Annotated in this window: 13 protein-coding genes; 11 read left to right on the top strand and 2 right to left on the bottom strand. The window is 41.8% G+C overall.

Translation table 11 applies throughout. The features are described from left to right. Window positions 1-2 precede the first annotated feature (2 nt). Both LLY41_RS17370 and LLY41_RS17365 read left to right on the top strand, forming a co-directional pair. Window positions 3-1,046 (top strand): sensor histidine kinase, encoded by a 1,044-nt coding sequence (locus tag LLY41_RS17370; RefSeq protein WP_095243832.1) that lies wholly within the window; start codon window positions 3-5, stop codon window positions 1,044-1,046. Then, window positions 1,043-1,690 (top strand): response regulator transcription factor, encoded by a 648-nt coding sequence (locus LLY41_RS17365; RefSeq protein ID WP_095243833.1) that lies wholly within the window; start codon window positions 1,043-1,045, stop codon window positions 1,688-1,690. Before LLY41_RS17370 ends, LLY41_RS17365 begins: the two co-directional genes overlap by 4 nt. Window positions 1,691-1,760: 70 nt before the next feature. Here the strand turns inward: LLY41_RS17365 and LLY41_RS17360 are convergent, their stop codons facing one another. Beyond that, on the bottom strand, window positions 1,761-2,270 hold the full coding sequence (locus LLY41_RS17360; RefSeq protein ID WP_095243834.1) for an antibiotic biosynthesis monooxygenase family protein: 510 nt from the start codon (window positions 2,268-2,270) through the stop codon (window positions 1,761-1,763). 261 nt (window positions 2,271-2,531) lie between these two features. Between LLY41_RS17360 and hemE the strand changes: the two genes are divergently transcribed. The 5 genes from hemE (at window position 2,532) to LLY41_RS17335 (ending at window position 9,075) form a co-directional block, all read left to right on the top strand. Next, entirely contained in the window at window positions 2,532-3,578 is a 1,047-nt protein-coding gene (hemE, locus tag LLY41_RS17355; RefSeq protein ID WP_048010698.1) for a uroporphyrinogen decarboxylase, read from the top strand. A 120-nt stretch (window positions 3,579-3,698) separates the two neighbouring features. Further along, the gene (hemH, locus tag LLY41_RS17350; protein WP_095243835.1) at window positions 3,699-4,631 is read left to right on the top strand and encodes a ferrochelatase; all 933 of its coding nucleotides are present in this window, start codon (window positions 3,699-3,701) and stop codon (window positions 4,629-4,631) included. Between the two features lie 78 nt (window positions 4,632-4,709). Continuing rightward, window positions 4,710-6,149 carry a protoporphyrinogen oxidase gene (gene hemY, locus LLY41_RS17345; RefSeq protein ID WP_095243836.1) on the top strand — a complete coding sequence of 480 codons (1,440 nt, stop codon included), beginning with the start codon at window positions 4,710-4,712 and terminating at the stop codon, window positions 6,147-6,149. A 113-nt stretch (window positions 6,150-6,262) separates the two neighbouring features. Then, window positions 6,263-6,835, top strand: coding sequence for a TetR/AcrR family transcriptional regulator (locus tag LLY41_RS17340; protein ID WP_095243837.1), 573 nt, complete (start codon window positions 6,263-6,265; stop codon window positions 6,833-6,835). Between the two features lie 71 nt (window positions 6,836-6,906). Beyond that, window positions 6,907-9,075 carry a YhgE/Pip domain-containing protein gene (locus LLY41_RS17335; protein WP_095243838.1) on the top strand — a complete coding sequence of 723 codons (2,169 nt, stop codon included), beginning with the start codon at window positions 6,907-6,909 and terminating at the stop codon, window positions 9,073-9,075. Between the two features lie 43 nt (window positions 9,076-9,118). Here LLY41_RS17335 and yhfH read toward each other — a convergent pair whose 3' ends face one another. Further along, window positions 9,119-9,253 (bottom strand): protein YhfH, encoded by a 135-nt coding sequence (gene yhfH / locus LLY41_RS17330; RefSeq protein WP_095243839.1) that lies wholly within the window; start codon window positions 9,251-9,253, stop codon window positions 9,119-9,121. A 187-nt stretch (window positions 9,254-9,440) separates the two neighbouring features. On the opposite strand from yhfH, the gene LLY41_RS17325 reads away from it, so the two are divergent. From LLY41_RS17325 to LLY41_RS17310, 4 genes are all read left to right on the top strand, one after another. Beyond that, on the top strand, window positions 9,441-10,175 hold the full coding sequence (locus tag LLY41_RS17325) for an MBL fold metallo-hydrolase (RefSeq protein WP_095243840.1): 735 nt from the start codon (window positions 9,441-9,443) through the stop codon (window positions 10,173-10,175). Window positions 10,176-10,187: 12 nt separating this feature from the next. Continuing rightward, window positions 10,188-11,177, top strand: coding sequence for a lipoate--protein ligase (locus LLY41_RS17320; RefSeq protein ID WP_095243841.1), 990 nt, complete (start codon window positions 10,188-10,190; stop codon window positions 11,175-11,177). Window positions 11,178-11,369: 192 nt separating this feature from the next. After that, window positions 11,370-12,926 (top strand): fatty acid--CoA ligase family protein, encoded by a 1,557-nt coding sequence (locus tag LLY41_RS17315; RefSeq protein ID WP_095243842.1) that lies wholly within the window; start codon window positions 11,370-11,372, stop codon window positions 12,924-12,926. A 125-nt stretch (window positions 12,927-13,051) separates the two neighbouring features. Continuing rightward, window positions 13,052-13,828 (top strand): enoyl-CoA hydratase-related protein, encoded by a 777-nt coding sequence (locus LLY41_RS17310; protein ID WP_095243843.1) that lies wholly within the window; start codon window positions 13,052-13,054, stop codon window positions 13,826-13,828. Window positions 13,829-14,013: the final 185 nt, after the last annotated feature.

Here is a 14,013-nt window from a genome sequence, read left to right as displayed (position 1 = left end):
AGATGAGAAAAAGCGGAATCAGGTATTGGTTTGTGCAGAGCTTTATTATGATGGCCATTATAAGTTCATTAATCTTTTTTGTCGGATTGCAGGTCTATCTATTTTATAATTCTGGATCACCATTGACTATAAAGAGCACATTTTGGCTGTTTTTGTATGTTTTAACGGTATTACTCCTTACGGGTGCCTATTTTGGGCTCAAGGGCAGCTACTTAATAAAAGGGCGGCTCGGTGATATTTTATTATTTGTTTCGACCTTAAGAAGCGGCAAGTATGCTGATCGGATGGAATCTTATGAAAAAGATGAAATAGGATTAATATCAGATGAACTGAATCAGCTGGCCGAAAATATTCAGGAGCAGGTTTTTTTCATGCAGCGGCTTGCCGATGAAAAGTCTGCATTGGCACAAACAGCCCATTCAGCAGCTGTAATGGAAGAAAGACAGCGCCTGGCCAGGGATCTGCATGATGTAGTGAGCCAGCAGCTTTTCGCATTAAGTATGATGTCTTCAGCAGCCCTGAGAGTTTTTGATTTGGATAGTGATAAAGCGAGAGAACAGTTAAATGAAATCTCTGAAATCGCTGCGAAAGCCCAGGGGGAAATGAGAGCGCTTCTCCTCCATCTTAGGCCTGTTCAGCTGAGTAATGACAGACTTTGCGATGGTATTATTAAGCTGATACAGGAGTTAAAGGCAAAGACAAACATTGAATTCCATGCAAGTATTGATGAGATCGAAAACATTTCTAAAGCAGCGGAAGAGCATTTATTCAGGATTGTCCAGGAGGCTTTATCAAATGTGCTCCGTCATGCGGATGCAGGAAAGATCAGAGTAACCCTAACGGAAGAGGATGATAACATCTTTCTTTTTATTGCTGATAATGGAAAAGGGTTTAATCCTCATAAAGAGAGAATCACTTCATACGGACTGAAAACTATGAGGGAACGCTGTGAAGAAGTTGGCGGAATATTCAAAATACGATCCAAAGAAAACGAAGGAACTTATATAGATATTAAAATTCCGGCAAAAGGGGAGAGGCTGAAATGATCAGGATAGCAGTTGTGGATGATCATGAAATGGTAAGAAGGGGCATTATTTCTTATTTGGCTACTGAGTCCGGCATAGAGATCATTGGGGAAGCAGGCAGTGGGAATGAAGCTGTAAAGCTTGTACTGAAAGAGCGGCCGGAAATCGTTTTGATGGATCTCCTGATGGAAAATGGGAACGGAATTGAAGCGACAAGGGAGATTTTAAAAAGTTACCCTGAGTGCAGGATTATTATTATAACCAGCTTTTACGATGATGAACAAGTTTTTCCGGCCATTGAAGCGGGTGCCTTCAGCTATATGCTGAAAACGGCCAATGCTGCTGAAGTTGTGAATGCCATTAAGAAAGCTGCGCAGGGTGAGCCTGTCATTGAATCAAAGGTTGCGGGGAAAATGGTAAGCCGTTTCAGAGAAAAAGAGAAAAAGCCTCATGATGATTTAACTGAAAGGGAGTTTGATGTCCTGCTCTGCATTGGGGAAGGGATGACAAACCAGGAAATCAGTGAGGAATTGTTCATTGGGATCAAAACCGTCAAAACCCACGTAAGCAATATCCTCAGTAAACTGGGCGTTACAGACCGTACACAGGCAGCCGTTTACGCCAACCGAAACGGAATTATAAAAAAACAGGCGGAAAAAGGATGAGTAGTAATAGCTCATCCTTTTTTACAATAAGAAAGATACAATTGAACTTCCAGGTCCAGCATGCTTCTTGTTACTCTTCTTCAGGGATATAATATTGAGTCATATATGGTGCGCTGGAAAAAATGTTCGGTGTCTTATCAATGCCGCTCTCCGTTCCGCGCTTTTCATGTGCTTTTTCATATGCTTTGGAATTCTGCCAGTTTTTAAATGACTTTTCATCCTGCCATAGAGTCAGGGTGACATATGTGTTGGATTCAAGAGGCCGCAGGACACGGATAGCCATAAATCCCGGTACATTTTCGATAAGCCCTGCCCTGTTTTTCAGCCGGTGCTCAAATAGCGGCCTGCCTTCATCTGTAACAGGTACATTATTCAGAACGGCAAATCCTGCGCCCGAGAAGGTTCCGGAAGAATCGATTACTTCATAGGAACGGGGCTCCTTAAAGATGGAGGCGCCTGAAGTTTCATGAATTAATAAAGCACTATCCGTATTCTGCATTGTAACCATGTTTTCATCGGGTTGCTTTTCCTCTATTTTCTTCAAAAAATCGTAAGTTCCTCTGGCCATATAAAGCTTCATTTTTTTCACTCCACTTGGATAATTTTTATAGTGTTCATTATTTAAAATATTTTTATATTGTGCTTATATCCTTACAATCTTCAATTTTCCCTTATTTAAACAGTTAAAAACGTCAATTTTTTGACATTTGGTGTTCATATCTATACAAAAACAGAGAAAAAAGGATATAGTCATAAAGGATAGATATTCGAGATTTCTAATTTGCTTACATATATATTACAATAATACGCAGACAAGTCTTGAAAGGTGGATAAAAATTTAATGACGAACTCATTTAATGATACATTTCTGAAAGCAGCAAGAGGAGAACAGACAGAGCATGTTCCTGTATGGTACATGCGCCAGGCCGGCCGCTCACAGCCGGAGTATAGAGCAATTAAAGAAAAGTACTCCCTATTCGAAATTACACACCAGCCTGAGCTTTGTGCTTATGTAACAAGGCTGCCGGTAGAGCAGTATAACAATGATGCTGCCATTCTTTATAAAGACATTATGTCACCGCTTCCAGCCATTGGGGTGGATGTGGAAATTAAATCAGGAATCGGCCCTGTTATATCAAATCCAATCCGTTCCAAAGCAGACGTAGAGAAGCTTGGTGAAATCAATCCGGAAGAGGATGTTCCATATGTCCTGGATACTATTAAGCTTCTTACTCAAGAACAGCTGACTGTTCCTCTTATCGGTTTTGCAGGTGCTCCGTTTACTCTTGCCAGTTATATGATTGAAGGCGGTCCATCAAAGAATTACAACAAAACAAAAGCATTTATGTATGCAGAGCCTGAAGCCTGGTTTGCATTAATGGATAAGCTTGGAGAAATGACTATTACCTACGTGAAGTCCCAAGTCAAAGCAGGTGCAAAAGCCATCCAGATTTTCGATTCATGGGTTGGTGCCTTGAATGTGGAAGATTACCGCTATTTTATCAAGCCGGTAATGAATCGCATTTTCTCTGCCCTGAAAGAAGAGAATGTTCCTCTGATCATGTTCGGTGTAGGCGCAAGCCATCTTGCACTGGAGTGGCATGATCTGCCGCTCGATGTAGTGGGGCTTGATTGGAGACTTCCGATTCAGGAAGCCAGGGCAAAAGGCATCACCAAAACAGTTCAGGGTAATCTTGACCCTGCGATTCTCCTTGCCCCTTGGGAGGTTATCGAGGAAAAAGCAAAAGCTATTCTTGATCAGGGAATGGCTCAGCCGGGTTATATTTTCAACCTTGGACACGGTGTTTTCCCAGAGGTTAATCCTGATACATTAAAGAAATTGACTGCTTTTATTCACGAATACTCTGCCTCAAAATTAAGCAAGTAGCCTCCGGCTGGCTTAAAGCGATAGCAGGCTGCACTTGCATATTGCTATGAGCATTAGTTTTGGTAATCGATTTGTTTTTTGGCACAATAAAAACTGGAGACAGAATTTGAGGTGGATGACATGGGTAAAAAAAGAATGGGTTTACTTGTAATGGCTTATGGAACTCCCTATAAGGAAGAAGACATTGAGCGTTACTATACACATATCCGCAGAGGAAGAAAGCCTTCTGAGGAAATGCTTGAAGATTTAAGAAGCAGGTATGAAGCGATCGGCGGAATATCGCCGCTTGCAGAAATTACTAAAGATCAGGCTGAAAAGCTTGAGCAGCATTTAAATGAAATTCAGGACGAGTATGAATTCAAAATGTATATTGGATTGAAGCATATTGAACCTTTCATAGAAGATGCGGTTAAACAAATGCATGAAGATGGGATTGAGGAAGCTGTAAGCATTGTTCTTGCACCTCATTTCTCAACCTTCAGCGTGAAATCATATAACGGCCGAGCCAAGGAAGAGGCTGAAAAGCTTGGCGGCCTTGAAATAACGTCAGTTGAAAGCTGGTATAAAGAGCCTAAGTTTATTAAATATTGGGCTGATCGGGTAAAAGAAACCTTCGATAAAATGCCTGCTGACGAAAAAGATTCTGCAGTGTTAATTGTTTCTGCACATAGTTTGCCGGAAAAAATCCTGCAATCCGGAGATCCATATCCGCACCAGCTGCAGGAAACAGCTGACCTCATAGCCGAACAGGCTGGTGTCAACAACTATGCTGTCGGCTGGCAAAGTGCAGGAAACACACCTGAGCCATGGCTTGGGCCTGATGTGCAGGATTTGACAAGAGATCTTTATGAAAATAAAGGCTACAAAGCATTCGTGTACACACCTGTAGGTTTTGTGTCGGATCATCTTGAAGTGCTGTACGATAACGATTATGAATGCAAAGTTGTCACTGATGAGCTGGGAGCAAGCTATTACCGCCCTGAAATGCCGAATTCTCAGCCTGAGTTTATTGATGCAATGTCAGATGCCATTTTTAAATTGCTGAATAGATAAAGCGGAGCTTCACTCAGTGGGGCTTGCTGCCTGTTAGACTGCGATAATGCAAAAAATTAGAAAAGAAGGCGATTTACCGTGCAGGGAGAGAGACAGAAAGTTATTGTTGCCGGAGGAGGAATTACGGGTCTTGCTGCAGCTTACTATCTGCAGAAGGAAGCTAAAGAAAAGGGCTTGGCTCTGGACGTTAAGCTCATAGAGGCTTCACATCGCCTTGGGGGCAAGATTCAAACAATAATACGAGACGGTTTTGTGATCGAAAGAGGGCCAGATTCCTTTTTGGCCCGCAAGCAAAGTGCAACGCGTCTTGCCAGGGAAGCAGGCCTGGAAAAGGAACTTGTGAGGAATACATCCGGCAAATCCTATGTACTTGTAAGGCAGCGTCTATATCCAATGCCTGGCGGATCCATCATGGGAATTCCGACACAAATTGCTCCTTTTATTACAACCGGCTTATTCTCTCCCGCAGGAAAGGCAAGAGCAGCGGCTGATTTTGTGCTGCCTCGCTCCAATCCTTCCACTGATCAGTCTCTTGGTGCCTTTTTCAGAAGAAGGCTTGGTGACGAAGTTGTCGATAACTTGATTGAACCGCTTCTCTCTGGCATATATGCAGGCGATATTGATCAATTGAGCCTAATGGCCACCTTCCCGCAGTTTTATCAGGTTGAGCAGAAACATAGAAGTTTAATTCTTGGAATGAAAAAGGCAACAGGCTCTCAGCCGAAACAAGCCGGAAACAGCAAGAGCAAAGAAGGTATGTTCCTTACTTTGAAATCAGGGCTTCAATCACTTGTCGATGCTCTCGAGAGCAAGCTTGAACCCGGGACTGTTCTGAAAGGCCATCGCATTGAATCGGTTATTAAGAATGGCGAAAGCTATACCCTTGAAATGAATGGGGGAGAAAGCCTTAATGCAGATTGCATAGTTATGGCTGTTCCCCACCATGCTTTGTGCAGCATTTTCTCCGGCCGGGGACTTTTTGAGCAGTTTAAAGAAATGCCGTCCACTTCAGTGGCAACTGTAGCTCTGGCTTTTCCAGAGGATGCGATTGAAAAGGATATAGACGGAACGGGTTTTGTTGTTTCACGCCACAGTGATTACACCATTACTGCCTGTACCTGGACACATAAAAAATGGCCTCATTCTACCCCAAAAGGAAAAGTGCTTCTGCGCTGTTACGTTGGCAAAGCCGGTGATGAAGCAGTTGTGGATCTGTCAGATGATCAAATTGTTAAAGTTGTGCTTGATGACTTAAATAAAACGATGAATATTAATATGAATCCTGAATTTAGTTATGTAACAAGATGGAAGGATTCTATGCCTCAGTATACCGTTGGACATAAAGAACGCGTCGGACTGGCAAAGAAACAGGCGCAGGATGAACTCCCGGGCATTTTTCTGGCAGGAAGTTCGTATGAAGGTCTTGGTGTTCCAGACTGCATAGATCAGGCAGAAGAAGCAGTTCGAAATACATTAGAATACCTGCAACTCAACAAGCCAAAAGCTGTCCGTGTGTGACAGCTTTTTAAATTGGCATCATTTCAGGTTGCTTTTTCAAATAGAGTATGATAAATTATTTTTTGTACTAATGACCAAATTGTTCATTTAGTCATTTTCGAAGAGGTGAGTTTATGTCAGCAGATCGGAAACAGCAGATTCTTGAAGCAGCCACAAAATCATTTTCTCTTTTCGGCTATAAAGCAACCACAATGGATCAGGTTGCAAAGCTTGCGAATGTTGGAAAAGGCACTATCTATAATTTCTTTAAAAATAAAGAAGAGCTGTTTGATGAAATTATCCATACGCTTATCACGGAAATGAAAAATGCAGCCGATGAAGCGCTTGATCCTTCTTTGCCATTTCACAAAAATGTTCATCGGGGATTGTATAAAATACTTGAATTCCGCATGAAGCATCAGCTGACAATAAAGCTTTTCCAGGAAGCAAAGGAAATGGGCACTCCTGCTGTTACGGAGGTGATTGGGAAAGTGGAGGATGCGATAATTAAATATGTAAAAGATAAAGTTACACTTGCCATTGAAAGAGGAGAAATCCGGGAATGCGATCCGGAACTGACTTCCTTTGTCATGCTTAAGCTTTATATTGCACTTATTTTTGATTGGGAACAGCGTCATGAACCACTGGAAAAAGAAAAAATAGCTCTTCTATTTGAACAATACATTATGAAAGGATTATCGAACTAGATAGTCCTCTATTTTTCAGAAAAATGACCAAATGAGAAAATTGGTCAAAAAGTAATTTGGAGGGATTTACGGTGAAAAGCAAACTTTTCCTTAAGGAGTTTTCAGCCATAATAAAAAACAAAAAGCTACTGATTCCGATTATAGCAGTCATGTTTATTCCGGTTTTATACAGTGGAATGTTCCTGTGGGCATTCTGGGATCCATACGATCATTTAGATGATCTCCCGGTTGCCATCGTTAATGAAGATGCCGGTGCTGTATTGGAAGGAAATGAATTGCACCTGGGCAATGATCTTGTTGATAATTTAAAGGAAAGCAAGGACTTTAACTTTCAATTTGTTGATAAAGAAGAGGCATACAAGGATCTAAATGATCAGCAATACTATATGCTGGTTGAAATTCCTAAGGACTTTTCCAAGAATGCTACCACTCTGCTGGAAGACAAACCGCAGAAAATGAATCTGATTTACGTTCCAAATGAGAGCTATAATTTCTTGTCTGCTCAAATTGGCGGGACAGCTGTTGAAAAAATTAAAGCGTCACTGTCAGAAAAAGTAACTGAAACATATGCAGAAACCATGTTTGATAAGGTAGGGGAACTTGCAGATGGCATTGGACAGGCAAGTGATGGTGCCCTTCAAATCAGTGAAGGAGCAGCTGATCTAAAGGACGGCTCCAGAACCTTGCATGAGAAACTTGAGCTTTTGGCCGATAAATCCATTGAGTTCAATAACGGCGTAAGCACAGCAAGCAAGGGTTCTATGGAAATAGCAGAAGGAGCTACATCTCTTTCAGAAGGTTTAGGCAAACTTGCAGGAGGCCAATCGGAATTGAGAAATGCTTCTGGTCAGCTAGAGTCAGGAAGTGAAGATCTTTCTGCAGGTGTTACACAAACAAAAGAAGGAATCTTAACGGTAAAAGAAAAACTTCCAGTTATGATCGATGGAACCGAACAGCTTGAAAATGGAGCAAACACATTATCTTCATCTCTGGAGCAATGGCAGACGGAAGCGCAAAAACTCAGCGGAGGCACTGCTCTTTTAGAACAAAGGCTGCAGAGCATCTTATCGCAGCTTCCAGAAGGTTCTCCTGAAAAGGCTGAGCTTCAGACTGCACTTGCACAGCTGAAAACCGGATCAGCCCAGCTTGCCGAATCAGCCGGCAAACTATCTAGTGGAGGAGCCGAATTGTCCCAAAGAATGGGGCAGTTAAAGGCAGGACAGCAGCAGCTCCAGCAGGGAATAAATCAGCTTGCCCAGGGAACAGCCGAGCTGGAAAATGGCTCTCTTAAGCTGGTACAGGGCCATAAAGATTTCGATGCGGGAATGGAAACATTTGCTCAGAAGTTTGGTGAAGCACAGGCCGGAGCAGAAAGGCTTGCAGGCGGTGCAGCAGATTTGTCAGGCGGTCTTGGCAAACTGACACAAGGTTCAGCTGCATTTGCAGACGGCTCGAAGCAGCTTGAAGCTGGTGCAGGCAAAGTTGCTGAGGGTAATTCACAAATTTATGAAGGATCGTCTGAGTTAGCAAATAAATTAGCTGATGGCGCTGAAAATGCTTCATCAGTAAATGCCAGTGATAAAACTTATAACATGATGGCAAATCCGGTAGAAATAGATAATGAGAAGGTTACTGAAGTTCCAAACTACGGTACAGGATTTGCACCTTATTTTCTGTCTCTTGGTCTTTTTGTTGGAGCTCTGCTGCTTTCCATTGTATTCCCGCTTAGGGAACCGGCTGGCGTTCCGCGCTCAGGATTCAGCTGGTTTGCAAGCAAGTTCGGAATCCTTGCAGGAATAGGCATTATTCAAGGTCTTATTGCAGCGGTGATCCTATTGCTGGGACTTGGCCTGGAAGTGCAGAGTGTACCATTGTTTCTTCTGTTTACAATCCTGACCAGTTTGACTTTCATAGCGCTTATTCAATTCTTTGTTACTGTCATGGGTGACCCAGGCCGGTTTGTTGCAATTATTATTTTAATACTCCAGCTGACAACGAGTGCCGGTACTTTTCCGCTTGAGCTGATTCCTAATGCACTTCAGCCAATCAGTTCATATTTGCCTATGACCTATTCAGTTTCCGGTTTTAAGGCAGTCATTTCAAGCGGCAATTTTGATTTTATGTGGGAGAATGCGGCAATTCTCCTGAGCTTTGGAGCCTTGTTCATTGCAGGATCCTTTGTCTACTTTACTGCCATGCACAAGAAAAAATTTGCAGCTGCTGCAGAGCAGACCAAATAAAAGCAAAGCCAGCCCTGTGTGGGCTGGCTTTAAATATATTATTCTATAAATCTGTCATTCCCATGCATTTTTCGCACTTGTTTCCGTAGCATTCATGCTGTTCGTCGATCGACTTCCCGCATTCTGAACATTGCTTTGCCGGCAGGTTTCTAAAAAACTCCATAATGTTTTGAATCATATTGAAGCCTCCTGATTTGTGTTTTTGTTCTAAATAGTTTGATTATTTAAGTTCATTGTATTATAACAGAAATTTCATGTCAACATCTGTTTCAATACAATTTTAAAAAAGTGAAAAAATAGGCATAATCGAGTATATTGGACATAGGAAAACCAGGTTATCCAGTTATAGTAGGAGGGAATTTGTGATGAAGTTAACTGTAATCGGCAGCTGGGGCGGATATCCTAAAGCAAATGGGGCCAGTTCCGGGTATTTGCTTGAGCATGAAGGATTTCATTTGCTGGTCGACTGCGGAAGCGGCGTGCTTTCAAAAATGCAGAATTTTTTTCAGCCAGAAGACTTAGATGGGCTGATTATCTCGCATTACCATCCAGATCATATTGCGGATATAGGAGTGCTGCAGCATGCAAGGCTCATTCAGGGCTTCCTGGGCAAGAAAACAGCTGCACTCCCGATTTATGGACATTCTTTCGACCAGCCTGAATTTGCCAAACTTACATATAAGGATATTACAAAAGGAGTTGCCTATGATCCTGAAGGCACTCTCACAGCAGGGCCATTTCAAATCCGCTTTATGAAAACCAATCATCCTGTGCCATGTTATGCAATGAGAATTGAAGCAGACGGCAAATCACTTGTTTACACGGCAGATACTTCTTATAAAGAAGAGCTGGTGGCATTTAGCGAAAATGCTGATCTATTAGTTTGCGAGTGTAATTTTTATGGTCATCAGAACGGGAAAAATGCAGGGCATATGACAAGCCTGGATGCTGGAACATTGGCAAGCATTGCAAAGGTGAATAATCTGCTGCTGACACATTTGCCTCATTATGGTGAACTTCGAAAGCTGAAGGAGGAGGCAGCGACTAAATATGCCGGTCCTATTTCTATAGCCGATTACCAATGGTCTCATATTTTTTAAGGAGGAAAACTGATGCTATTTATCGACAACCAGGGAATCACAGATCCCAGAATTAACCTTGCTATTGAGGAATATGCACTAAAGAATCTTGATATTGAAGAAACCTATTTGCTGTTTTATATTAATGAACCTTCCATTATTATCGGAAAAAACCAGAATACGGTGGAAGAGATTAATACGGAATACGTTGAGGATAATGGCATACATGTTGTCAGAAGGCTATCTGGAGGTGGGGCCGTTTATCATGATTTAGGCAATCTCAACTTCAGTTTTATTACAAAAGATGATGGTGATAGCTTTCACAACTTCCAAAAGTTTACCGAACCAGTTACAGAAGCTTTGCAGAAGCTTGGTGTGAATGCTGAATTAAGCGGCCGGAATGATCTGATGGCAGAAGGAAGAAAAATATCCGGGAATGCCCAGTTTTCCACCAAAGGGAGAATGTTTAGCCATGGCACCCTCTTGTTTGATTCCGAAATTGAAAGTGTTGTTTCAGCGCTTAAGGTAAAAAAAGATAAAATTGAATCAAAGGGCATTAAATCAATTCGAAGCCGGGTTGCTAATATCTCGGAGTTCCTGGGTGAAAAAATCACGATTGAAGAATTTCGCACTTTGCTTCTAAAAAATATTTTTGGAGATTTAGATGAAATTCCGGAGTACAAGCTTACGGATGAGGACTGGGAACGAATTCACCAGCTGTCCAGGGAGCGTTATCAAAACTGGGATTGGAACTATGGAAGATCACCTAAATTTGATCTTCAGCATTCTCATCGCTTCCCTGTTGGTCAAATTGACATCAGACTTAATGTCACAAAAGGAAAAATTGAGGGATGCAAAATATACGGGGACTTCTTTGGGGTTGGCGATGTTAGTGAAATAGAAAACAAGCTGACAGGAATTCGCTATGAAAAGTCAGAGATTGAAAAGGCTCTCGAAGAAGTGGAAATTAAGCATTATTTCGGAAATGTGACGAAAGAAGAATTTGTCAACCTGGTGTATTAATAAGAGAGAGCTGGCATAATGCCGGCTTTTCTTATTCTTATATAAGGTCTTGCGAGCCAGTCACTCTGAAAAAAGAAATTGTGAAAGATTCGCTTTCCTACTTGAATACAAAAATTTCTTTCAATATAATATATTTAGAAAATTTATTTAATAAAAATGAATGACTATTCATTCATTATAGGGGGAGTGTAAATGAATTTAACAGAGCAGCTGCATGAAACGGCGATTAAGATGGGCGATAAGACTGCCTATTATTTTATGGATCAGTCCAGTACGTACGCGGAGCTTGATGGTGCTGTAACCAAATTTGCGGATGGGCTTTCAAAGCTGGGAGTGAAAAAAGGAGATCATATTGCTCTTTTACTGGGGAATTCACCGCATTTTGTCATCGGCCTGCATGGAGCATTGCGGCTTGGAGCAACTGTTATACCGATCAACCCAATTTATACACCTGATGAAATCGGCTACATTGTAAATAATGGTGATGTAAAAGCGGTTGTCACGCTTGATCTATTAGTGCCGTTAATTGAGAAGATGCATCAGGCGCTTCCAAAGGTGGAAAACTATATTATTTGTGAAACACCCCAGGGACAAGCTTCAGAACAGAATCTGGCTGCATTATCTGCTTTTTCAAAAATGAAATCGTTTACACAATTAATTGCTTCAGGAGATATTGGGTTTAAAGGCCCTGAACTCGAAGAAGATGAAACAGCCGTTATCCTATATACATCCGGTACGACAGGAAAGCCAAAAGGTGCCATGCTTACACATAAAAACCTCTACAGCAATGCAAAGGATGTCAGTGACTATTTACACATGAATGAGAATGACCGGGTTATTACTACTCTGCCTATGTTCCATGTGTTCTGTTTAACGGTTGCTCTCAATGCACCTCTGATGAATGGGGCTACCATTTTAATAGATCCAAAATTCAGCCCGAAAGAGATTTTCAGGCTAGCCAAAAAATATGAACCTACTGTTTTTGCCGGGGTTCCGACTATGTACAATTTCCTTCTTCAATATGAAGATGGCAATCCGGAAGATCTGAAATCATTAAGGCTGTGCATATCAGGTGGTGCTGCCATGCCGGTTGCGCTTCTCCATGGTTTTGAGAAGAAATTCAATGTTATTGTTTCGGAAGGATACGGTCTTTCAGAAGCTTCTCCGGTTACATGCTTCAATCCGCTTGATAAACCGCGTAAAGCAGGATCGATCGGACAATCCATTATGAACGTTGAGAATAAAGTCGTAAATGAATTGGGCGAGGAAGTTTCTGTAGGCGAAGTTGGTGAATTGATCGTACGCGGGCCAAACGTAATGAAGGGGTACTACAAGCTGCCGGAAGAAACCGCCGCCACAATCCGTGATGGCTGGCTTTATACAGGGGACCTTGCAAAAAGGGATGAGGAAGGCTATTTTTATATCGTTGACCGTAAAAAGGATCTTATTTTAGTCGGCGGCTATAATGTGTATCCGCGGGAAGTAGAAGAGGTGCTTTATAATCACGGGCAGGTTGTAGAAGCTGCTGTATTGGGCGTGCCTGACCCGAATCTGGGTGAAGCGGTAAAGTGTTATGTAGTAACAAATAATCCCCAGCTGACAGAAGAATTGCTGCTTGCATACTGTGCAGAGCATCTGGCCAGATATAAAGTGCCTTCATCGATCGAATTTTTAGAGGAGCTTCCAAAGAATACAACTGGCAAAATCTTACGAAGGGCATTGAAGAATCAGGTTCTTCAGGCTAAATAGGCTTTTAAGGGCAGGCATGGCATTTGTCTGTCCTTTTCTATTCTTCATTTGAATAGCTAAATCTGAAAGGGTTTTCGCGAAATTTATCGAATTATTAGATAGCAAAAGAAAGAGGAGAGATACATATGAGTTCTATTGCAGTTGAAAAAAAAGGTCATATTGCGGTAGTGACGATTAACCGCCCTGATGCAATGAATGCTTTTAATTATGAAACTTTGTCGGAGCTCCAGGAATCAGTTGAAAAACTGCGCACCAGTCCTGATGTTCGTGTTGTTATTTTTACAGGGGCTGGAGAAAAAGCTTTCAGCGTCGGAGCGGATCTTAAAGAGCGCAGGACACTAACTGACGTGGAAGTACGCAGAAATGTATATAAAATAGGTGAGGTATTCTCCCTGGTTGATCAGCTTCCGCAGCCTACTATCGCTGCTATAAACGGTTTTGCGTTCGGTGGCGGGATGGAATTGGCACTATCCTGCGACTTCCGCATTGCAGTTTCCGGCACTTCCATGGGACTCACAGAAACAAGCTTAGCCATCATACCTGGTGCAGGCGGCACACAGAGGCTGCCAAGACTGATTGGCCAGGCTAAAGCCCTTGAATTAATTTTGACTGCAAAAAGGCTAACTTCTGAAGAAGCACTTGCTTACGGCATCCTTACTAAAGTGGCTGAAAAGGATAATCTCTTAAATGATTGTTTTGAATTTGCCGGACAAATGCTTAACAATGGACCACTTGCCCTTCAGCAGGCTAAATTTGCTGTAAAGCATGGCATGGGCGTTGATTTGCAGACCGGGCTGCAGATTGAAAGAAAGGCATACGAAGTTATTATCCCGACGGAAGATAGAGTTGAAGCACTTTCAGCTTTTGCCGAAAAAAGAAAACCTGAGTTTAAAGGGAAATAAAATAAATAAGCATTATGAGACACCGCAGCATTTTTGGCGGTGTTTTTTTATTAATATAATTAATTTTTTGAAAATTGTTAAAAAATCTCTTGAATCGTACAGCTATTGACTATATAATTTAGTGAATAAAAGCATAAAAGCATAAAAGTAATAAAGTGAAAGGATAGAGATAAAAGGGGGCTCAA

The sequence above is a fragment of the Cytobacillus firmus genome (assembly GCF_023612095.1).
Lineage (GTDB): Bacteria > Bacillota > Bacilli > Bacillales > Cytobacillaceae > Cytobacillus.
The sequence above is the reverse complement of the archived record's forward strand: the minus strand, read 5'-3'. Positions and strand labels throughout refer to the sequence as shown.